The organism is Clostridium carboxidivorans P7 (assembly GCF_001038625.1).
Classification (GTDB): domain Bacteria; phylum Bacillota; class Clostridia; order Clostridiales; family Clostridiaceae; genus Clostridium_AM; species Clostridium_AM carboxidivorans.
Window position 1 is genome coordinate 1,859,778 of sequence record NZ_CP011803.1, and the last position, 25,100, is coordinate 1,884,877.

Sequence of the window (25,100 nt, forward strand, 5' to 3'; positions counted from 1 at the left end):
AATATTTTATTAAATTATATTACTATATTGTTTTTATATCAATACTTTTATTCATTTTATTTTAACAACCAATTTTGTAATTTTATAAACTCACCATTATTCATGCCTTTTACAACATACTCCATTTGAGCAATTTCCCCTTGAACTGCCGCTTTTATGTTAACTAAATTACTTCTTCTTTGGAAAATATTTTGTGACTCCACTAAACTTTGAACGTTTTTCTTTTGTATTATTACTATGTGTTTTGCTAACACCCTAAATTGCATAATTAATTCATTTTCTTTTATACATATTCCTGCATTCTTTTGTCTATAATAACCTAACATGAAGAAAAAAGGCAGAATTAATAAACTAAAAAAGCCATATTTAAACTTATAAGTAATAAAAAATGTTATTAATAATGGGAGTATACTAGCTCTAATTAGATAACCCACAATAGCTTTATTGGATGAATGAGAAAATTCAAATTTTGGTTCTATTTCAGTTAAAACTTCTTTAAAAAATTTATCTATTTGATTTTTCTTAAGAAGTGGACATAAAATAGTAGACTCACCCTTTTCCTTACCATATCCTATACTTTCAATGTTAATGGACACAGCATTAAAAGGTTTCTTTAACATTCCTTCTACAATGGATATACTTTGTATTCTATAAATAGGAATTATGATTGACTTTTTATCAAACAATCCATAAGTTATGTTTATTTTATTACCATTTCTTTTTATTGTAAAATCATAATACGTTATAACTGTAGTAATAATAGATATAATAAATGTTATTACAAGTGCTATTATTACAAGTGCTGCTATTAACTGAATTGATTTATAAGCCATTATACTTTCAGCACTTTTATTTCCAAAACTATCAAGCTTATTTTTAAAGCTCTTTGGAATTATATTATTTATTTTGTCATATAACACAAAGATAAATAGTAACCCTCCCATTATATATTTTGATGTTACAGCAGTAATAATTAAATCCATAACTGAAGCCTTATATTTTACGTCATCATGAGAAATTTTTTCTTGCTTATGTCCTGTTATAATCTTTTCTTCTTCATTTTTATCAATATTTTTGCTGCTTAATAAAACTTCCTTAATATTTTCTGCTTCTTGTTTACTTAAAATTAAGTGAACCTCAGTTTCTTTGCCGCCACCTGCAGTATCAATTTTAAGTGTAACTACTCCAAATAACCTTTGAACAAATTTAGAATCTATATCCATAGTATGTATTTTATCTTTAGGTATATATCTGGATTTTCTATTTATTACACCTTCTTTAACATGCATACCAGTTTCATCAAAACCATATACATTCTTTTTCCAACTTACTATGGTTGTTACTACAATAGCTAGTACAATTAAAGTAATTATCAAAAATAAAATTTTAGCATTCTTACCCTTAGTAATTACAGCACCTATTATAATTAAAAATGAAATTATATATTCCTTCAAATTATTAATTATTTTACTTATTAAAAAATATGGATGTTGCTTCTTATATTTCATCTTCACCTAAACTCCTTACTACAGAACTAGTTATAGCATTTTGAAGTTCTTTTGCTATATCATCTACTAAAGCTGGAATCTCATACTTACCTCCTGCAGTATATATAGCTAAATTTGTAAGTTCAAAATGTAAAAGTATTGGTCCTGTAGATGTATCCACATACTGTATTCTTTTTATAGGAATTACTACAGTCTTTATTACGAATACTCCATATCTAAGTATTACCTTGTCCTTTTCCATGTAATAAGACCAATTTTTATACTCTATCTTTGGAAAAATTAGTGCACTTATAAAATTCAATACTATAATTGCAACAAAAATACCTGATACAATGTTCTTAAATTTAAAATGAGGTACAAATTTAAAAAATGCTACAAATACTAAAAATATTATAACCACTCCAATAAATTCTTTAATTCTAAAAACTTTAACAGCATCCTTTGAAATTTTGTGTTCTTGTTCCATACTTTCCTCCTTGAATTAGTAAATATAATTTATGCACTAAATATCATCATGTAATATATTATCTAGCAGCATATTCATTTGAGTATTTTTGATACTCCTCATCTACTTTTTATTATATATTATTTTATAATACTTTAAATAAACTTAATAAACTCTTTATAATTTAAAAATATTAGAAGAATTTTTTGTCTTCACTTTATCCAATTTTATTAAATTTCATATTATGATTCCTGTTTGTTATGTTTAAATTTTATATAATTATTATTTCTTAAACATTAAATAAAGCTTAAAATATCCTTAAATATTTAAAGTGGATATTTTAAGCAAAAATCATATAAGCTTCCATTAAAAAAAGCAGAAATTTATTCTGCTTCCCAAACACCATCTTTCAAAAATGTATTTGCTTTTTGTTGTGCTTTTTCAACAATATCATCGGTATACCCTAAAATCCCTAAAAGCTTTATAGCATTTTGAGTAGTTGATCTTCCTTCATGTATTTTATAATCAAAAGTTATTTCATTATCTGCAATATTTTCTTGAAAATGATAATTAGAAAAATATCTTTCAAGTATGTGAGTAAGTTCTACATCATGAGTTGCAGCAACACATACACAATTATTTAAAGTTAAATATTTTAAAACTTGTGAAGAAGCTGATATTCTCTCTACAGTATTGGTTCCTCTCAAAATTTCATCTACAAAACATATAGTTGGTGTATCTTCATTTAAACTATCAATAATTCTCTTTAAAGACTTAGTTTCTGCAATATAATAACTCTCATTATTAAATATATTATCCTTCAATGCCATGGAAGTATATATTTTAAAATAACAGCATTTAAATTCCTTCGCAAGACAAGTATATATGGTTTGTGCAAAAATAATATTTATGGCTAAAGTCTTCAAAAAAGTTGATTTTCCGGAAGCATTGGATCCTGTAATCAAAATGGAATCTGGCATTTCTATGGAATTAATTACTGCATCCTTTATAAGAGGATGACTGATATCTTTAAAAATGTTAATTTGCTCTGTCTTTTTACTACAATTAATTAACTCAGGAGTAACATATTGTTCAATTCTCTCCCTGTAAGATGCAATGGATATACAACTATCTATAGTACCTATAGCTTCAAATATAATTTTAAATTCTCTACTTTTTTCTACAAGCATATTGGATACTTTTTCATAATTAATTAAATCTGTAAGAAATATTATGCTTATGTATTCCATTACTAATCCCATATCTGTAGCACTATTACTTGAATTAAATGATGCCTTTTTAATAGACTTCATTGATTTAAGAGCTTCCTTTAACTTTTCACTATAATCCTTTAATTCTTCTACCTCTTCTTTTGAAATCAATTGTGCATACTTAACTATTTTCACTATATACTTAAAGGCTTCTAATTTATACTTAATCTTCTTTTCTTCACCATAGTATATAAACATGTTTATAGCTACAGCTGCAAACATTATAGCCAAACCAAGGCGAGGATTTATAAATGTAATAGCTAATGATATAATAGGCATGGCAGCTAAAATTCTATAATAAACTAAAGATGAATTTCTTTTTTTATCTTTGCTGTAAAAGTAATCTGATATAAAACAACTTCTCTTCTTACCTAATTTAGCAAGCAAATATTGTATGTCCTTTCTTTCCTTTTCATTACTTTGAAAAAACTTAATTAATCTATCTCTCAATTTAAGTTCTTTCTCATCATATAAAGGTTCTCTCAACATATTATATAAATATTGTTCGCCGGGACTGCTTTCGGTAGAATTTATTTTTTTGAATATGCTGTCCATATTCAAATCATTCCATGTAATTTCATCTATAAAAAACTTATCTTTTTCATCTTCTTTTTTATTATTAAAATATTCAGAAACAGTTTTAAAATCATCTTCACTATATTTTCTTTCTACTTCTTTTCCCCATTCATTTTCTATTCTATGTTTAATTTCATTATTTTCTTTAAAATTTGATCCTAAAGTAATTATAGTTCCTATAACTAAAACTACTAAGATATATCCTACAATTGTTGCCATTATTTCTCCTCCTTCTTAGGCATCTTGAAAAAAATAATAAGTCCATCTGCTAGTCTATTTTATTTCAAATGCCTTAAAAATATCCTCATGGGTAAGATACTTCTTACTTATGAGGATATTAAATGGATATATTATAATATGTCCAAAAATTAAACTAACAATCATCTGGTTTTTTCATAGCTATGCTTAAAAATAATTTTTGCATATTCATAATCCCCTATGATTGTTAGTTATACCATTCCATAATAATTAAATTTTTACTTATTTGCTTTTATACGTTCTGTAAAATCATCTATAACATTTACTAACTCCCCTACTTCTGGTTTGCTCAACTGAGCATCAGCACCTACAGAAATTCCTTTATGTTTCAAATCACCTGTTATTAATGATGAGAATATTACAACCGGCAATTTTTTCAAAAGAGGATGCTCCTTAACTTTTCTTGTAAGAGTATGTCCATCCATCTGTGGCATTTCAATGTCTGTAATCAACATTTGAACGTCATCTATAAATTTATCTTTCTTTTCTTCTACTAAGTTTGTTAAATAGTCTAAAGCTTGTTTACCATCATCAAACATTAATAAATTCTTAAATCCAGCCTTAGTAAGCGTATCCTTCAATAATTTTCTTATTAATGCTGAATCATCTGCTAATACTATTTTAACATTTGATCTATCCTTATAATCTACTTTCACAATTTTGTCTTCACTTATACCTGTACTTGGATTAATGTCTGTAACTATCTTTTCAAAATCAAGCAATAATATTATCTTATTATCTAAAACAATATTTCCTATTACTAAGGAATTTGCAGATATATCATCTGGTTTCATTATTTGTTCCCATCTAATACGATGAACTCCTAAAATATCATCTATGTTAAAGCCTACTTTAACTTTATTAAATTCAGATATTATAACTTTAGATTTTTCTTCTATTTCACTTTGTTTTTCTAATATGTATTTTAAATTTATTAATGTTATTATTTCATCTCTACATAATATAAGTCCGCCTATTGCAGGATGTGATTGTGGCAATTTGGTTAAATTATCTACTTCTAATACTTCTTTAACTTTTATAACATTAATTGCATAATGCTTATTATTTACTACAAATTCCAGTATTTCAACTTCTCCAGTACCACTTTCTAATAATATATTTGTGTTCATAATTTTATCCCTCTCTCCATTTTAGTATTATTGAAAATTACAAAACAACTTTAGCTTTTCTATATTGTAAGTTAAAGTAAGTAGTTTAAATATATAATCTCATATAATGACAATATATGCAATAACTATATTTAAAATTTTGCACTTAATACAAATCCACACCTTTCACTCCAAATATTGGCTGCATGAAAGGCAATTTTAATTTCCTGTAAATAGATATATTTCCCTTTATTTTAAGTTCTTTAGATACAAATATCTTAACATCTTCAAATTCAAAAACATCATAATTTTCTTTTTCAATTTCATCTTCATAATAAATTTTTACTTTTAGACTCCTAGCCTGAGTCCTAGTACCATTTCATTCACATTCTACAGATCTACTTATAAGCTTTATTACAAAACATAAGTTTTTATTTTTAACATATTTCAAAGCTTTACTTTCAATAGTTAATTCAGTATCCATTTAATTTTACTCCTCGCATGTTAAAATCAATTGGCATAATCACTTTCTTTATAATCAGAATCATATCCAGGTGCTACTTTACCACCTTCTTGGGTTATTATAACTTTAATATTATGTCTTTCTAATGCTGAAAGCTGTTTTCCTTCACCAGTAAAATTTTTATCTTCTTTGTACCAGGATTTTGATTTAAAATAATTCTTAAAAGGTTCTCCAAATACATATCCATGTCTAGCAAATATTTCATTTCTAGCTAACTGAAGTTGTTTCTTACTCAACCCTTTTAAATCATTTTTAGTTATAGGCCTTTTATTGCTATATGGAAGTATATATTCATTTGAATCCTCATCTTTTTCTTCTGTTTGTGTCTTACTATCTTTTTCTGTATTCTGCTTTGTTGATGTTTTTTCATTATTATAGGTAGTCTGCTTATTTGAAGAATTTGAAACACTAGGATTATTATTCTTTCCTTTATTTAAATGCATATAAGTAATACCAAAACCTACAAAAAATACAAGTACTATTGCTGCTGCCAAAGCTTTTAATTTTATACCTCTAGATTTTAAATTGTCAATTCCAGGTTCTGATTCATCCTCCACTTTATCAAATTCATGAATATTAGATTTCATATTTATAGTATTATCGTCGTAATTTATTTTTTCTTTATGTTCTATGAATTCTACATACTCGCCTTTTTCTACTATAGTATTTCCATCTGAATTGTCTTCATTTTTTATAGTATCTTTTATTATATTATCTTCTATATTTCTATTTATATTATCCTCTTCTATTTTATGCTTTGCACCACAAGATGGACAAAATTTGTCCTTACTACTTAGTTCATATCCACATTTTCTGCATTTACCCATTAAAGAAATCACCTTACTTTCTCGTAATCCACATATTATATAGCTTTAGTAAAGATTTTATTAATATAAAACTTAAAAGTTCACTTAATAATTTTTAAATTTAATTTTAATTTTATCTATGAAAAATTTCATAATTTTTACAAATTTATTTCCATGCATATTATCATTTTCTTTAAAATTATTGTACTGTTCTTTTTCATCTTTAATACCAATTTTAGCAGTTTTTTTATCAGCAATACTATTCCTATTATTACCCCCAAATATATCATCATACTCACATAAATTCAACGATTCTTCAATCTTATGATTATCCACTTTATTAAAAAAGTCATTTAATACAGCTTCATTTCCAATATTATTTATAACAAAATCGATGAATGGATGTTTTGCCGAATCTATTCCATCAATATAAAATTCCTTACCTGGAATATCAAAAATATACCCTGCTTTTAACTCTGTATTAATCCTTTTTATGCTGCCTTTACATAAAAAAATAATATTTATAAAATTTTTGTTTTTAGGTACCTTCATATAAGTTATGAAGCCTATTCTTCTTCTCACTGGAAAAGGAAGCACTCTATACAAATATCTCAAAATTTCCCTGGAAATATATTCAATATAATTTTTTTCACAATCAAGCACTACATAAATCTTTTTCCCATACTGTGCTGCATGAAAAGAAGCTTTAATGATATTCGTAAATATTTCCTCATTTATAGAAGCTTTACTATACATTTCTTCTATAGAAGAAGTGTAATTTAAAGACTTACTTTGCTTAATTTCCCGAACTTCTGGTATAACACGTCCTTCATTTATATCATAATTATGAATAAACCCTTCAGAATATATTATTCTTTCCGGGTTCTTTATATAATCATCTTTTTCTTCTTCTGGAATTATGTAATTATGAGTAAAATATCTATTTCTTTCCCCTGTATAATCTCTTCCTGCAAAAGCAGATTCACCAATTACCATACTACCATCTTCTGTATTTACACAAAAAAGTGCTTTGGGGTATTTAGACAAATCTTCTTCCCCTGCAAGACTAACTGGAGCTTCATAAAAGCATAAGTCCTGTAATGTATTTATTATAAATTCATCCTGCAAATTGGCACTCTTTGCCACAGTATCATAACCTGGAGTTTTGCTAAATATACCTCTTCTATCTCTAGTATAAAAATGCTGCGCAATCATAGTTAATCCCTTCTCCCATCTAAATAGTTCATCTCATAAAGCAGCCATAGAAAAGGTTCATCTACCCTTATATGCTCTATACCCACATTTTCATCTATTTTTAAATTTTGAGGATTACAGCCTAAAGAAGATACTGCAAAATATCCTGTTGTTTTAAAACAAGCATCCATGGCACCTTTAAAAGGAGCATCAGCTTTTTCTAAAAATTTCATAACTTCTCCATTTATATTTTCAAACTCATTTAAATTAAAAAACTTTTCATGATTATAGTTTCTAAAAATATTACTATTTTCACTTATGTATTCTTCATCTCTTAAATTTTTAAGCATATCACTTTTAGTTACCACAACTGCTGTAGGTATACTTGTCTTTTCGTGAGATTGCTTCGATATAAAGTTTTCAAAAAAGTACACGATTATATCCTTAGGTTCTTGATATTTTTCCGTAAAGTCTCCTTTAACTTCCTTATTCATAAGACTTATTTTTTTCCTTAAAGCTCTCATTTGAAGCGGATCCACAAGAAATATTATTCCATCTGAATTTTTTATATGATCTCCATGCTTTTCTATATAACCTTTATCTGTCATTCCTTCTCCTGGTACATCATAAAAAATTAGGGTAAGAGGAGGGATCTTATCATTTTTAAATTTCATATTTGCTATTAATGGTTCTACATGCTGTTTAGGGGTCGGATCCAACATTATATTGTTATCAAAGATTTTTTCTTGATTTTCTCTTATTTCATCGTTATATTCAGAACTTCCTGCAATAAGAGATGCACCTATTCTTTCACAGGTATACTTTTCAAGCACATATAAAAGTGCAGTCATATAAACAGATTTACCTACCTGAGAAGCTCCAACTACGGAAATAACTTTTGAAGGCCCTCTACCTGCAGTTATAGGAAGCTCATTATGACAATAAGGACAAAGCCTTTCACTAGTACTTATATCATATTTATCTTTAATCTCTATAAGTACCCCATCAACCCTTGTCTTATTTTTTTCTGGAATATCCTGAGTTTTAATTACTGAATTTATTTCTGGTAAAGCTGATTTTCCAGCTTTTCTATTGTACTCATTTAACAATTCATCTATTGTCTTTTCATATTCAGGATCTCCTTCTTCTGCATGAGAAGCCCTAAAAACCACCTGCTCTGTTTTAAATTTCTTAAAACAGAAAGGGCATTTTATCATAAAAGGTCCCTTTTCATAAGTAGCTTTTTTATATTCACTTTTCTTTTTATTATTTCCATGAAAAATTTGAAAAAGACCCATAAGTCTCAACTCCTTTAAAATTACTGTTTCTTAAGATTATACATATTTCCATACTTATCTGTATTCTTTATAAATAATTTTATAAATTCATTTTTACCTACTGTAATTTCTGGCATAACATTTGTACCAGCATAAATATCTTCAATGAATTCAAAACATATTCCATCTTCCTTACTTAAAGGATAGGAACCCTGCTTTTTCACATAGCACAATACATCTTTACTTAAATTTACTTCTGAATATATACATATTTGCAGTTTTTTCTCCCTTGAAAATAAACTGCCAAAAGACCTTAATTCTTTTATTTCATAGCATATTTTAGGAGTACCCGTAGTTACCAAAATTTCATTTTTACCATCATTTTGTTTTAAAAGTGTTATTTCATTTTCTTGTTCAATGGCAGGAAAAATAAAATATCTATACTGATTTATTTCTCTTATAGTTTCTACATAACCATTAAATTCTTTAAACTCTTCTCTAGTATACATTTTAACATTTTTTTCATTAATACTATCTAATTGAAAATCTTCAAAAATGTCCATTTTTAGTATATAAACTATATCAATATCCTTTGGCCATCTCCATCTTATTGTAAGGGTTTTTTTATCCAAATTGTAGCTTAAATCTTGTATTTGTTGCTCTTTATTAGTAAATTCTATAAGCTTCATAAAAGCACCTCTTTTTAATTTTACTGAAACATATTGTTTGAACTATCATTTTCATAAATATTAAAGTTCTTTATTTTATCCATATAAGAGGATTTCTTAGAATAGTCTTTTACATCTACTTTTACAGGTATAATAGTAAAAATCACAGCAATAACAATGTCTGCTATACACCTGTGCAACATCCCCATCCATGGTACATATAAAAATCCTGCTTCCATAATAATTCCTGCTGCAAATCCTGACAAAATTCCACCTACTAAAAATCCCTTAAGCAAATTTTTGTTATCAAATACTAAGCTCACACTTAAAGCTATTAATGCTCCTAAGAAAGTAATAAACATTACTCTAAGGAACTTATACAATGAAGAAGCTTCATAAATTCCGTATCTCTTATCTACAAGAAGCCTTTGCTGCCTATCCCTATATATTTTATTAAATACATTTTTTAAATCCTTTATTTCCTTTACATTATAGTAGTTTCCACCACTTTCCTTGGCTATTTCCTTGAGCATAGAAAAATTATTGCCATTAGACATTCCAATAGTATAAATAGATATATTCTTTTCCTTAAAAGGTTTTAGAGTTTCATCAAACTTCTTACTTAAATCATACGTATCCCCACCATCTGATAACATTATAACCATAGCATTTTTATCTTTGGTTTCTGAAGATTTTATCTCCTCATAAGCTTTTTCTAAAGCATCCCTCATATTAGTATTTCCTTTGGGATTTTGCATATCTTTTAACTTACCCGAAACTTCTTCCCTGCTTTGTTTTGTAACCTGACTCATAGGAATTATTTTTTCTGCAGTATCATCAAACTTATACATGGAAAATCTATTATTCTTATCCATGTTATCTATAAGATTTAATGCTGCAGAAAATCTTTCATTGTTAGGATCTGTATTCTTCATACTTCCAGATGTATCTATAGCAAATACTATATCATCCGCCTTTTTAAATTTTTGAGCACTTATTTCATATAAAAATTGAAACATAGCTCCAAATACAAATAATCCAATTAAAGTGCATGGAATTAACAATTTAAAGGAAGTTTTTAAATAGTTATTTTTCCACCCATCCCCATTTAATCTAGGACTTATCATCTCCCCTATAAGACACATAGTTCCTATACAAAACGCTAGTATTCCAAAATATAGTCCCATGAGAATAATTGAAGACATAATATATCTTAAAGAATTTAAAAGTATTTCTCCTAATATAAAACCAATTACACCTCCAATTAAACTCATTATAATCATAGTTAAATTTATTCTCTTCTCTATCAAAAATTCGCCCCCCAACTAATTTTAATTATAAATCTTCCAATCCTCACTTAATTTCTGGCAACTCATTTATATCTATTCCATGAAATTCATATCCATTTTTCAAACAAGCTTCATATTTATCTATAGAATTTCTAATATAAAATATATCCTTAGCAGCAAATCCACCCATTAAATTTAAATTTTCAATTCCACTTATTCTTTTCTCATGTACGTATCCTATTTTATAATTTCTAACTTTTCTATCAAAATCAAAAGCATATTTTATAAAATCACTGCTGTAATCTCCAAAGAAATATTTTTCTGCATAACTCTTTACATCATAATTCATTATATAAATCTTAAGTGCCGAATTTTCTCCTAAAATATCATAGAGTTTTCTATATATTTCATCTTTAGATAAAACCTTATTTTCCAAATTTCCTGTATCCACATTAGCTCTTTCGCTTAATTCCTCTTCAAAAGACTTTATAAAATCTGGTTGTGGTAAAATATACTTATTGCAAAATTCTATTAGTTTCAAAATAAAGTCTTCTTGGGTTCTTTTTATAATCTCAGAAGAATTTCCGAAATATTCTTCTCCAAAATAAAAATCTTCTCCATATTTATTTATAAGATTTTCTAATATATTGTCTACAACTTTTGTGTAATAGACCTTTATATTCTGCCCTGTATAACTCTGCTGTTTTCTTACTATTTCATCTTCATATTTAAGAATTATGCTATGAATATTTTTAGTTTTCTCAATATATTTGTAAATTTCTTTATGAATACTATTCAATGCAGCTTCATATTTTTCTAAGATTTTTATAAAAATGTTTAATCTTAAAATGTTTAGTTTTCTTCCATATACTTCCATGGATAATTTTTCTTTTACCTTATCAATATTTTTTCCTCTAGTAAAAATGTTTTTAAAACTAAATTCTTCTACAAATCTGCTTTCATATGTATTTTCAATTTCTTTCCTTAACCCTTCTATAGAATTTGAAAGAATCTTTTTTTCTTTTTTTATGTATTTAAAAACAATGCTTTCTCCATCACTCCAATTTAAAGCACAATACAAACCTAATTTGTCATTATTTAATACACTTTTTTCAAATAAAACACTAAATTCATTTTCAAAATTAATATCATTAAGTTTTTTATGAGCATATTCTATAAAATTATTATTGAAAAAATTTTCACATCTATCCCTATATATATCTTCTTCTATTTGTCTTAAATTAAGCTTTGAAAGCCTTTTTTCCAAAGACTTAGTATTATTCATCATTATACTGTTCATATCATAAATTGTAACAGCTTTGGGCAAAACTCTTTCTATATTTAAACCTACATTATCTTCATCTAATTTTAAGATACTAACTATAGTTTCTTCATCTTTTTTAGAAAATTCTTTTAATCTTTTTATGAAGTTTTCATAAAAAGCTCTAACTACAGTAATAGCAATAGCCTTATTAGGTCTTTTTACTACTGCAAGTCCTGCTGAAACATATCTATTTAAAGAATCATCCAAACTTATATTAGCTTTAAATCTAGTATTATCATAATACTGATTTTCTGTATCAGAATAAGTTTCAATACTCACATTTCTATTTTTTAATAGATTGATGTAACCTATTATATTATAATTGTTTTCCATAGACTTTTCTGGTATAAGGCCTTTTTCATTTTTTTCTTCTAATACGTATGTAAGATAAAATACAGGTCCTTTTGCTTCCACTAAGAGTTCTCTTTCTTCTCCATATATTTCTATTTTTTCTCTAAAAGAAAATAGCTTTTTTTGCACATATTCTAATTCTCTAAAGAAGCTCATAGACATAGCCTCTGAAAGGAATTCATCTTCCACATCTTTTTCTTTTATAAGTATATAAAGATCAGCAATTCCAAGCTTAAAAACTTCAAGCATTCTCTTTTTTACAAGCATAGTTATTTCAGGCAATATTACATTTAGAGGATCATCTGAAGTTGTAACTACAGCAATATTTATATTTTCAAAGGAATTAAACAACTTTCCAGAACTTAATATCTTATCCCTAACCATAGTTATTTTTTCATTTAAACAAGCAAGCATCTTTTTATTACTATAAAAGTTGTCTCTTATATTTTTTCTTAAACTTTTTTTATCTAGGTCACTATATTCTATCTGAAAATTGAATACATTATCATCATCTTCAACTTTTTCCTTTAAAACATTCATAAAAACTATAGCTTTTCCATTATCCCAATTACATCTTATATTGCTGTTTATATGCTTTGAAGCATCTTTAACGCCATCTCCTATAAACAAAAAAAGTATAGGATTATTTGCACTTCTTTGAGCATCTCCCATAAAGATTTTTCTATCTGCATTTAAAGAGTACTCCTCTGCAAAACTTTCTAATATATCCTCCATCAAAATCCCTCCAGTACAAAAATATTGCAAAGCAATATTTTTAGAGGACAATTGTCCTCTGTCCTCTAAAAAAATATTTACTCCAATTGCTTCTTTACCTCTTTTATCTTTGAAAACATATTATTGTAAAATGCATAAAGTTCATCACCATTTATAAGATCATATCTTCTCGTATCTAGTTCTTCTAATGAATCTTTAACTTTGTTTAATAAAGCATCTACATTAGCTGTAAGTGTAACTGCTCCATCTTCCATGGAAAGTTCATCTTGCTTTTTATCTGAAGTTCTATCTATGATACTTCTCTCTCTTTCATCCAAGCTTGTGTATTTCTTGAATATTGCTTCTAACTGATATTCTTTTTGTTTTAAAGTGTTTATAAAAGGTTCTATATTTACTTTACTGTCTTCACTGCAATTATAAACATACATTAAGCCTCTTTTTACTATGGTATCTGTATACATAGCTCTTAAAAAAGTATCCATATCTGCTTCTGACTTACTCATATTTTTTATAATATCTTCAAGCTTAGCTTTTTCTTGTAGTATTTCTTCATACTTTTCAACTTCTTTTTTTACAAGTCCAGCAAGACGTGGAGTTCTCACTAAATTATTTTTTGCTTTTTCTTCGCTGCTGCTTTCAAAAATACAATACTGCTGTAAATTTCCGTTTTCTATAGGTTCCAATCCTTTTTCTAAAAGCTTTTTAATATCTGATAATGCTCTTTTTATTTCACCTACATTAGGTCTATCCCCTTCTAGGTTTAATGAATAATTTTTCATAAAATCCTTAATGCTAAAGTCTTCAGTCACAATACATCTGTATTTTTCATTTATACTGTTTTCTGTATCAACTATACACCCAAGCTTTATAGCTCTATCAAATACATCTCTTACTTCATCATTATATTTTTTTACTCTTTCATTATAATAAGTTGTTCCCCAGGATTGTTCCGGTATAGGTGATGGTAAGAACACCCAGTTCCTATCTCCATTTTGATATAAGTGTCTTCCTATACCATCAGTTTCAAATAAAGTTTTTTCATATACATCTTCATATTGTTTTATTGGAGTATATGAATATAAAGGTACTCCATTTTTAGTATTTAACCAGAATATCCTATTGGTTACCATACTTTCTTTTATATTTATTGAATCTCCTTTTATATAGGACTTTTTATATTCCTTAATACCTTCAAGCACTTTTTTTGCATTTCTTGGTACTGACACCATACTCCATGATGGGAAATTAAGTGCTTCTGTGTTGCTCATATAGAAAATTGGTACTGCATCCTTATCTAATTTTGGTGCAATTTCATCCTTAACTATATTTATAATAGATTTGTCCTCACCGTATTCTAGTGTCAAGAACTCTTCCATAGATTGAGTTATTACATCACCATATTCTTCAGACACAAAGCTTGAAATTGATCCTACTACATCTATATGAACCTCATCAAGCCATTTGTTAGATTCCTCTAAAAGTTTATTTGAAAATCTTCTAACAATATCATCTGCACTTTGCTTATTTACAATACTTTCTATATAATCCTTTAAATCAGGTACTTTTACTACTGTCCAGGAATAATTTCTTCCAAGAGCACCTTCTATTTCTTCACCTTTAACAAGAATTTCTCCATCATCTTTAAATATCTTGTTTAGTTCATTAAGTATTTCAGTATATATTCTATATATTTTATTGTTTAAATCACTTAAATCCGAAATTACTTTTCCATAAAACTCCATCATTCTAAGAGTTCTTTCTTCTTCAGACTTTAACATATACTCTTCACTTTTAGCTTCTATATAATCATTTTTCTTTCCTTCTTTAGTAAACAAAATTGCCTTTCTAGCTTCTAGCATTTTGTCTTCTGCAAGTTCCCTTTTAAACTTTATCTCTCTTGAAATATTAGTTAATCTTTCCTGAAGAGATGCTACTTCTGTTTCTAAAGTCTTAACTACACAAAAGCTTTGATGAAACAATATTCTAGATGCATAAAAAGGTCCTTTTTTAGGGTCTTTAAATATTTCATTTATAAGTTCTCTTGCACCCTTTACAACTTCGCCAGGATATTGAGTTTTTACCTTGTTATATTCATTGGTACATTCTCTTAAATATTCTTTCATCTCATCATCAATATTTACAGATTGTTTTTTTATTACATTATCATAGTTATACCTATCTCTTCCCTTATAACCTGTAAGAGGTTTTCTACCCTGAAGTTCACTTTCAAATCTATCTATTACAGAATCTTCATCAAGTTTAAGCTGCCTTATAAAACGATCTGTTTCCTGTTCTGTAGGCATATTTTCAAACATGTATTGAATCTTTTCAAAAAGCTTGTAAGCAAGGTATGTAGTTATCTCTTCCAGTGGTAACACTGCTGAAGATGCTCCTATCATTACATACTTATAACCTGCCATATATGGTTTTGCCATATTGTCAGTATTCTGCTTTAAATTACTTATATAATCCTGTATAGCAAAAGCTCCACCAGATTCTCTTACTTCATTGGATATAAAATTAACTATATTTTCTGCTGTAACATTCATACAGTAATCATAAGCATTGCTCATAGGTCTTCCATCTATGTTTGTAGCAGATATTAAATGACAAAGATTAAATGGAGGCATTGGTGAATCCACAGTCAATCTATTTCTGTACTGCTGTTTAAATCTTTCATGTCTATCTGCAATTCCCATAAGGTAATCTAATTCCTTTAATGCTGCAAATCCATTTTTTATAATATAGGATTGAGAGCTTTGGTTGTCAGAAGCCTTAGATAAGTTAACATCTGGTGTAAATAAATATCCCATTATATTAACTCTATCGTCACCTTTAACCCCTTTAATATTGTTTATAATTCCTCTTACTATATAAGCAATATCTATAAAGGTTCCACTTCCCGTTCCTCCTGAAAGTCCTGAAAGTATGAATACATGAAGTGTTTCATCTGTATCCTCTTGAAGACGTCTTATTTTTTTCTCAATACAATCCACTATTTCATTGATCTTTGTAAATAATAAGAGTCTTCCTACCTGTCTTATACCACCAGCACCATCAGTTCCACTTTCTGCTGAAAGTTCAGGTGCTAACCATTCTTTTATACAATCATCTAATATATTTCTATCATTTAAAATGGATCTTATTTCTGCATTTGAAAGCATAACAAGCTCACTTTGAGGATCTAATCCCACTCCACCATTTGCAGGATATCTCTTATTTTTTTCTCCTTGATTTGTTTCAAATCCCAAAAATTCAACTTTTTCAGGTTTATCCTTTCTAGTATTGGATATTTTATCTTCTTCAAGAATAAATCTTTTATTTATTTGATATTTAAGTCTTAGCATTGCATCTATACCTGTTCCACCAAGACCTATTACAAGTATAGGATTTGATATAGTTTCTATACGTATTTTATCACTTATTATACCTCCACCCTTGCTAACCTCAAGGTCTTGAAGATGCTCTCTAATTCTAGTATTCATAAATTAACTCCTCCATATTTTATAATCTTACTTAGATCGGAACTCTACAACTATACTTTTTGATACATTATTTAAAAATACTGTTATTTTGTTTCCATTATACATTGTTATATTTTCACCATTTTCAAGCTTTCTTCCTGATTTTTGTATAACACATTTTGATTTATTTAAAATTTCAAGACTATCATCATTTCTGAATATAAATTTTATGTCTTCAGTTTCCTTATATTCTTCTTTAAGAGATAGTACTTCAAAAAGTGTAAAGCTTCCAACATAACCATCTAAATTTCTAAACTGTGGAGGCAACATTTCATCAGTATTCTCATCCTTTATATTTAATTCTACACGGCCAAAACCTTGAACACGCTTCCTTTTAACTAAGGCTAATGCTCCTACTATTAAAATAGCTGCAACTAAAGCTGCAATACAGCCTAAAACTGCAGGTTTTTTTAACATACTAGTTTTTCCAACTGAACTGCCTGCCGCTCCATTATCATTACCAGCTAATAAAGGCGTACTTTCTCTATAAAGACTATTTCCATCAACTCTCACTTTAAGTTCATATTTTCCCTTATCTGGAATTGAATATTCTCCTTTAAAAACACCCTCAGTATAATCCAAAGCTACTTCTTTAACTGAGTTATCTTTCATATTTTTTACTATGAGCTTTCCCTTCATATTTGTATAAAGTGCTTTATCTGTAATCTTTTGTCCATTACTTGCAAGATAAGCTTCTACTTTTAACTTATCTCCATTTTTAGGCGAAGCTGGAGTAAAGTTTGCTTCTAACTGTAAATCATAATTGAATATATAATTTACTTTTATATTGCTGCCACTTACACCCTTAACCTTAACTGTCCAATCTCCTTCTGTAGGCTTTATAATTTTAAGCATTGAATACTTTTTAGATGTAGTAAAAACTGCATTAGAAGATGGTATATTAACTTCTGTGCCCTTTGGATCTAAAAGTTTTACTTCAACCTTTGAATCTGAAATCATAGATATATTAGCTTCCATTACATTAGAATTAGGAATTTTAACTTTTAAATCTTGATATTCTCCATTGGCTGTAACAGTTCCCCCATCCTGAACCTTTAATTTTGAATTATCAGCATATATATCTGTAAGAATCTTAGGGAGATCTGCTGCTGTACTAGTTATGTAATTTTTACCTTTGGTTTCATTTGACATCTCTTCAAGCTGTGTTTTATCTACGGTTCCATCATAATTAAGTCCTATGGTATACACAGGATATCCCTTATCCTTACAAGTACTTATTGAACTTTTTAAATCTTTTAGGGAATCCTCTGTTTTTCTTTGAGGATCATTTTTACCATCAGATAATAATATTATTACTGGCTTATGATTTTTATCATGACCACTATTCATTAGATTTACTGCTTCTAAAATACCAGCACCTGTATCAGTTTTTTGTCCAAGAGGAATATTTAAAGCCATGTTTTTTATTCTTTCTTTATCATCATTTGAATTTATAGTATCCAAATTATGTTCTCTAACTACATTATCTGAATAAGCTACAAGTCCAAATTTATTTCCTTGAACCTGTGACATATCTAAGAACATTTTTATAGCTTCTGTCCTTATTTCTTCAGGATCACTTTCTTTCATAGAACCACTGGAATCTAAAACAAATACCACATCTAAATTTGAAGAAGTATTACTACTTTCCGCATTAACTAAAGGAATATTTCCTAATTGAAAAATTACTATAGCAGCTATAATTAAAATGGATTTAATTTTCCTTATCAAAATTGTATACCTCCTACATATATAAAATTTCTAATTTACATTTATAAATAATAACTTTATAATAATACCAAATTTCTACATCAAACTTTATTTAAAATCCATTCCACTGGCTCTGCTGCTTTTATGTCATTAGAAATAGAATTTAAATTCTCAGTGAAAAAGAATTCAGAGTTTGAAAAATTATACTGAACCTTTCTTATAAATTTCTCTTCACGTACTAGCTTAAGAAAATCTACTGCAGTTCCATTATAATTTATTAAATCCATTTTATTAATTACTACAGCTATTGGCACATTTATTTTCTCATCTGCTTCTATTTCACAAAGCTTTTTCATACTTATTATAAAACGATCCAGCAAATCATTTATATTTATATTTTTACTGTTGAGTTCTTTAAATTCATTCTTAACAAACTCACCTTCTATTACTTCATCTATACATAAAGGATCCACAATAAAAATCAATCCATTTACATATTTATAGTACCTTTGGCCTATTATTCCATTTATACTATTAAAATTTTCTCCTTTTGCATCATATATATACAATAATTTTTTACTGGAATTTTCTTTAGAATTTACAAAAACATTATAAAGATTTCTATGTTCTTTTAAAGCTTCTAAATTCCAATTTCCTTCATTTATATCATTAAAATTTTCTTTTTCCATTGAATTTAAAAATTCCACATTCCATTTTTTAGAGTTAAGTAATTCATGTATAACACTATAAATAAATGTTGTTTTCCCTGAAGTTTCTCCTCCAACAAGGGCTATACATACTGATGGTATTTCTTTTACTTCAATGTTTTTCAAACATACTGGACACACTGCAGAAAGTCTATGTCTTCCACTTATGTTGGCACTTGCAATTATTTCACCACAACTACATTTTCTTTTTAAAATGCCATAAGGCCCTGGAACTAAGCTTTTATGAACTCTTCCACAGTTTGGGCATAGATAATAAGGTACATTAAATTTACTGTAACAGTATGTACAAATGGTTCCTGTACTTTCCTTTTTTGACTTTACACTTTCAATAGTTTTTATAATAAAATATAAAGCATAAATAGGAATACTTATAATTGTAATAATGATAAAGTGTATAAAAAAATAAATTATGTTAAAAATATTGCCAAATACATATATAGAAACTAATGCACCTTTAGCTCTTCCTAAACTACAATGATTTTCTTGCTCCGCTTTTTTATATAATAAAATATTTCCTTTATTCACCGCAGCTGCACTATGATAAGCATTTTTTAAATCTTCATATTGTTCGTAAAAAAAGTACTTTTCTTCTGCAGGTTCATCAAACTCTTCTTTAGCTCTTACAGAATAATTATTATAAGCTATATATTTCATACCCTTAAAATAGCTATAACTGGATTTAATAAAGCCTTGAACAATTCCCACAAAAATTCCACCTATAGAAGCAAAAGCTCTAACAACTTTTTCAAGTACTTCACCTATGCCATCCAAAACACCATCTCCTACTTCATAATTTCAAAGAAATTTTTAATTGAATAAATTTTTTATTTTTAAAAGAGGTCCTTTTTCCATATTTGCAGCTGTTTTTGTAATATGTCTCCACCTAATCATAATTTCTTCTCTATCCTTGCAGCGCTTAGTTTTTTCAATTACGTACCTGCTGCATGCCTTTATTTTCTTTTCAGAAGCTTCCTTTAGTATATCTACAACTCCATTATTAAAAACTTCCTCTGCAGTTTTTTGCACATTGTACATATTCTTTAATGTGAATATTACAAAATCCAAAAGTATTTTATATGGATTTACATTAAGATTTTTTAATAAATTTTTATATTTTTTTCCTAAAACAATTTCTTTAATTACCTTTATACACTGTTCAAAATAAACCTCTCCATATTCAGTACAATATAAAGCTTTTTTAACCTTACCATGATCCACATCATCCTTAAGATATACACATATATTAGGCAGAAACCATTTCAAATATCTTTCATAGTTATCCCTGCCCATTTCTTTATAATCACATTTAACGTTTTTGAGTAAATCAACACATTGTATAAAGCCATACTTTTCTAATTCTTTTCCAATGCATAAAAGTTCTATTATGCTGCATGAAGTTTTTATTTTATAATGTTTTTTCATATTAAACAGCTTTTTCAAAGTATAATCATCTATTTTCTCATTATCATTATTAATTTTATTTTCAAGCATTGAAATAACTTTTTTTATAAAAGCTTTATCCATATATTTTAAAAGTGAGTTATCTATTATATAGTTTAAGATAGCTTCATATTCTTCTAATGTTATATCATCACTATACATATCATCATTTTTGCAGTAATTTAAATATAAATTCAAAGCTTCCTTAAACTTTTCCTTTCTATAATTTTCAAGTGTATTAAATACTTTATTACAATAATTTACAAAAAACTTTTCCTTGCTCAATCTTTTGCTTAATTCAAAGGCATATATGCTAAGTAAAAAATCACTACCACCTGTATCTTTACTTATATAAAAATACATTCTATTTTTCCAATTCTCCTTCTCTTTTCCTTCCTCTACGATAAAATCTATTAAAAGCTCTTTTAAAATATTATCTTTATCTATACACTTGCAATAAATTGTAAGTATTATCTTAGTACAATATTCATAATCATCTTTAAAGAAATTCAAAATATCTCTTACATAATCAGGATACTTTCTAAGTATACCTAAACATTTATATAAAAATATGGTTAAAGCTTTATTTTCTTCTCTTTGAGAATCAAATAATTTGAATAATTGGCCTTCCACAGAATTTTTATTAAAAATCTTTACATCACAAAGTACAGCTTCAAAATAAAATTTTGCATGTCTAGGCTTAGCACCTTCCATATAGGTTATAAGCGCCTTTATCCTGCCTTCTTCTAAAGACTTTTTAACAAATTCTTCATCATTTAAACCTCTTATATTTTCATATAAGTTTAATATTGTACTTATAGATATTTCTTCTGCATCCACAATGAGATAATGTATAGAATTAAAGAAGAATTCATACGCAATTTTCCTATGCTCTATACAACCGGTTTCCTTACTCATTTTGAGTAAAAATTTTGTTATTATCTCTGTAAGCTCTACATCTACCTCAGTACTTATCTTTTCTAAATTAGGCTGCAATTCAAAAAATAACTGTTTATATGCTTCAATAGATTTATAATTAATTGCAAAACTTACTGCTTTCTTTACACTTTCTACATCAGATTTTGCAAGTCCCTTTTTCACCATATTATATAAACAAAGGCAATCATCTATATCTTCATCTAATTTGTTGTATTCAAACTGGGTTAAAAAATCTATAAAAGGCAGGAATATTTCCTTTGAAACTGTAAAACCAATTTCAGCTAATTTTGAAAAATTGCTATTGAATTTTACATTTTTATTCCTGTCCTCTAAAAAATTAAAAACATTACATTTATAGATATTTTGACCCACGTTAAAATTAAATTTACTTCCTCTACCATCTACAGCACATAATAAATAATTAGTATCTTCTGGATTGTATGTATAAGTAGTAAAAGTAAATTGCATTGAAAGTTTCTTGGGAAGTGACAGTTCCACTGCTCCTATTAAGTAAGGTATACTGCTTGCGCTATCAAAAAACACTATTTTTTTTCCAATGTTATTAAAATCTATAATGCTCTGCATTAGTTCTCTAAAATTTTTGCTTTTTTTGCCAATACCATTTTCTTTAAAAAATTTGCTTATACTGTCAAAATGTATTGCATTTCCTAAATGAATATGATCCAATTCTGGAAGATATTCTACACAAGGAGCATTTTGTTCTTCTAAAGTTAGAGAATCTCTAAAACTTATAGATTTATAAAGTTCTATAGGATAAAAATCACAAGGCTTATCAAATATTAAAACATGACAAATATAGTTTCCGTACCTTCCTGAATAATCCCTTCCTATGTACTTTCCTTGTGAAATGCAATATTTACCGCTTTTTAATATAAAATATGAAAAGGATAAAGGAAATATCTTTTCTATTTCTTCCTCTGTAGGTTGTGTTGGCAGATTATCTGGTGGTATATACACACAGTAAGTTTCTATTTCCTTTCTTTCTTCTTCTGTAATTCCCTTTGACATGGAATAAGTTTGAAATCCAGCACCAGAAGAAAGTCCTTTTTTACAGGAAGTATATAAAAGTTGTTGAATTTTCAAATGCAAATCACTTCCTTTTTTCTCCCTTTATTAATTTATACTTGTATAATAACCACAAAAATGGATCTTCCACTCTATGAGGTCTCAATTTTGTAATTTTATTGCTTTCTGGATTGCATCCCAGTGCTGTTAATCCAAAATAAGCATAATCCTTAAAATTGGAGCTTAATTGATTAGCAAAATTTTCCCCACCCCAGCTTCTTACTAAAGCCTCCATTGTTCCATTTACATCTTCAAAATCTGCTAAATCAAAATATCCTTCCTTTACATGTTTTCCAGAATAATTTATACAGCTGGAAGGATCTATTAGAGATTCCACAGCATCTATTTTAGAAAATGCCACAGCTACAGGTATATCTATCAATTTATCCATTTTAATGCCATTAGCTCTTCTTATAAGATTTCCTGTTCTTGAAAGCAAATCTTCTATTTCCGTATTCTGTTCTGGCAGAGGTGTACCCTTAGGAAGATTTTCTCTTACCTTTTCTAACTGCAGTGGATCAAGTAAAAAGATTATTCCTGAAGAATTATATATATACCTATTTACAGTCTTCATAGTATCTTCAGAATCTAAATCTTCGCCAGCAGTATCAAAGAAGGCAATAGTAACCACATTAGTTTTTTTGTTAGCTTTTAAAAACTTTCCAAAAAAGCCATCTTCTCTAAAACTTAAACTATATATAAGAGGAGTTTTTACAGATGAATCCGTTTTTGCAGAACGAGTTACACTTATCACTTCATTTTTCTTGAAAACAGGATTATAAAAATCATTTCTATATCTTGTTATAGTAGTATCATTCATTGCTTGAAGACTGCAATTAAAGGCAGATCCTATCTCATTCATTATTTTATCTATAAGCACTGCAATATAATGACTTTTTCCTGCTTCCTTTGCGCCTATCACTGCAAATATTAAATCATCATAATTACCTATGGTATATGGCAATTCCATATGACAGGTAGGACATATCTTTGTATTTGTAGTTTCACCGCATTCATTGCAAAACATGTGTTCTGGCATTTCATTTTTGCCATCTTCGCTTCTAAGCCTTAAAGGAACCCCTTCTTTAGCATTTCTGCATTCTTGAAGATCATTTTTGCATATAAACTCCACATCACTTAAATCGTGTTTTGAAAAACAATAGGGACATATATATTGATCTTTCTTTTTAAAATTCAATTTCATTTTACTAATCTCCCTTACTCCTTTTACTACTTAAAATGTAAGTTTTCCTTTGAAGGTGATACTATTCTATACAGTTTGCTATTGCTATCATCCACAAAAAAAAGCTTTACATACATGTTTTTACTTAAATTTTCAATTGGTATATCAAAACTTATTAAATCTTCGCTAGTAACTGAGTCATAATCAATATTTATTATAGGCTCCCCATCTGATTTTTGAATAGGTATATTTCCAAACTTTCCAATCAAAACAAGTTGAGGCAAATCCAGCTTCTTTTCATCTGTACTCAAAAGTAACTCTGCACTTTTAACCTTGCCAAACAAATTCTTTTTTATCTTTATTTCATAAAATATCTCTGAAGGTTCTTTATTTACTACAAGCCTTCTTTGAGCTTTGGAAAACAATGTTTTACCATTATAATTTACCATGACATAAATTGAAAAGTAGTAATTTCCTTCATTCACTTTATTTATTATGTAATTTCCCTCTTTCATATTGTCTTCTCTTGCAACTACAACTTGAAATGCAGCTGAGTCCTTGGGGGATACAGGAAATTTATCCATCCTGTAGCATATTAAAACCTTATCTATTTTTTCATCCCATGCCCATTCCAATGAAAGCTGACTATACTTTACTTCTGCTTTCACAAAAGAAATTTCTGGTATATTATTTTCATCCACTATTTCAATACTTTTCTCTTCACTCTTATCAGTAATTTCTTCACATTTTATCTCTTCTTTTGACTTTTCATTTTCATTAATACTTTCAAATTCAATTTCTTTAAGTTTTTCATCTACATTAACTTCATTATTAACTAATAAATCTTTAGTGCTATTTTCCTGTTGTTTTATTGTGTCTTTTTCTATCTTTTCATCATCATTTATATTATTAATTTCAATGTTATCTTCAATTTTCTCATTGATGTTTGTTTTTTCAAATTCCTCTAAATATATATTATTTTTAGTAACTTCACTTATTTTTTTTCTTATATCATACTCAGATAGTGATAAAAATTTACCTTTGAAATTTTCCACTTCATCCTTTGAAATATCATCTTTAATTGAAAGAATTATCTCTATTTCTTCAGATAACTCCTGAAGTTCTTGTTCTTTTCCACCGTCCATAATAATCATCT

Annotated in this window: 16 protein-coding genes; all 16 read right to left on the reverse strand. The window is 27.6% G+C overall.

The window, feature by feature from the left end; translation table 11 throughout:
- Window positions 1-56: 56 nt before the first annotated feature.
- The gene (locus Ccar_RS08045; RefSeq protein ID WP_007062080.1) at window positions 57-1,508 is read right to left on the reverse strand and encodes a PH domain-containing protein; all 1,452 of its coding nucleotides are present in this window, start codon (window positions 1,506-1,508) and stop codon (window positions 57-59) included.
- Window positions 1,498-1,974, reverse strand: a complete 477-nt coding sequence (locus tag Ccar_RS08050; RefSeq protein WP_007062079.1) for a PH domain-containing protein — start codon at window positions 1,972-1,974, stop codon at window positions 1,498-1,500. Before Ccar_RS08050 ends, Ccar_RS08045 begins: the two co-directional genes overlap by 11 nt.
- A 362-nt stretch (window positions 1,975-2,336) precedes the next feature.
- Window positions 2,337-4,019 (reverse strand): MutS-related protein, encoded by a 1,683-nt coding sequence (locus Ccar_RS08055; protein ID WP_007062078.1) that lies wholly within the window; start codon window positions 4,017-4,019, stop codon window positions 2,337-2,339.
- A gap of 257 nt (window positions 4,020-4,276) precedes the next feature.
- On the reverse strand, window positions 4,277-5,188 hold the full coding sequence (locus Ccar_RS08060) for a chemotaxis protein (RefSeq protein ID WP_007062077.1): 912 nt from the start codon (window positions 5,186-5,188) through the stop codon (window positions 4,277-4,279).
- A gap of 489 nt (window positions 5,189-5,677) precedes the next feature.
- Window positions 5,678-6,517 (reverse strand): YARHG domain-containing protein, encoded by an 840-nt coding sequence (locus tag Ccar_RS08065; protein WP_007062075.1) that lies wholly within the window; start codon window positions 6,515-6,517, stop codon window positions 5,678-5,680.
- 84 nt (window positions 6,518-6,601) lie between these two features.
- Complete coding sequence (locus Ccar_RS08070) at window positions 6,602-7,711, reverse strand: GAP1-N2 domain-containing protein (RefSeq protein WP_007064688.1); 1,110 nt, start codon at window positions 7,709-7,711, stop codon at window positions 6,602-6,604.
- Between the two features lie 2 nt (window positions 7,712-7,713).
- Entirely contained in the window at window positions 7,714-8,988 is a 1,275-nt protein-coding gene (locus Ccar_RS08075; RefSeq protein WP_007062072.1) for a TRAFAC clade GTPase domain-containing protein, read from the reverse strand.
- 20 nt (window positions 8,989-9,008) lie between these two features.
- Window positions 9,009-9,656, reverse strand: a complete 648-nt coding sequence (locus Ccar_RS08080) for a hypothetical protein (protein ID WP_007062071.1) — start codon at window positions 9,654-9,656, stop codon at window positions 9,009-9,011.
- A gap of 20 nt (window positions 9,657-9,676) precedes the next feature.
- The gene (locus tag Ccar_RS08085; protein WP_007062070.1) at window positions 9,677-10,945 is read right to left on the reverse strand and encodes a vWA domain-containing protein; all 1,269 of its coding nucleotides are present in this window, start codon (window positions 10,943-10,945) and stop codon (window positions 9,677-9,679) included.
- Window positions 10,946-10,988: 43 nt separating this feature from the next.
- The gene (locus Ccar_RS08090; protein ID WP_007062069.1) at window positions 10,989-13,334 is read right to left on the reverse strand and encodes a synaptonemal complex protein 1; all 2,346 of its coding nucleotides are present in this window, start codon (window positions 13,332-13,334) and stop codon (window positions 10,989-10,991) included.
- A gap of 77 nt (window positions 13,335-13,411) precedes the next feature.
- Window positions 13,412-16,819, reverse strand: a complete 3,408-nt coding sequence (locus Ccar_RS08095; protein ID WP_007062068.1) for a tubulin-like doman-containing protein — start codon at window positions 16,817-16,819, stop codon at window positions 13,412-13,414.
- A gap of 27 nt (window positions 16,820-16,846) precedes the next feature.
- A complete protein-coding gene (locus Ccar_RS08100) occupies window positions 16,847-18,589 on the reverse strand; it encodes a vWA domain-containing protein (protein WP_007062067.1) in 1,743 nt (580 codons plus the stop codon).
- Between the two features lie 80 nt (window positions 18,590-18,669).
- On the reverse strand, window positions 18,670-20,067 hold the full coding sequence (locus tag Ccar_RS08105) for a TRAFAC clade GTPase domain-containing protein (protein WP_007062066.1): 1,398 nt from the start codon (window positions 20,065-20,067) through the stop codon (window positions 18,670-18,672).
- 36 nt (window positions 20,068-20,103) lie between these two features.
- Window positions 20,104-22,779 (reverse strand): GAP1-N2 domain-containing protein, encoded by a 2,676-nt coding sequence (locus Ccar_RS08110; protein ID WP_048030024.1) that lies wholly within the window; start codon window positions 22,777-22,779, stop codon window positions 20,104-20,106.
- Between the two features lie 7 nt (window positions 22,780-22,786).
- Window positions 22,787-23,965 carry a hypothetical protein gene (locus Ccar_RS08115; protein WP_007062063.1) on the reverse strand — a complete coding sequence of 393 codons (1,179 nt, stop codon included), beginning with the start codon at window positions 23,963-23,965 and terminating at the stop codon, window positions 22,787-22,789.
- Window positions 23,966-23,991: 26 nt separating this feature from the next.
- Window positions 23,992-25,089, reverse strand: a complete 1,098-nt coding sequence (locus Ccar_RS08120) for a hypothetical protein (protein ID WP_007062062.1) — start codon at window positions 25,087-25,089, stop codon at window positions 23,992-23,994.
- Window positions 25,090-25,100: the final 11 nt, after the last annotated feature.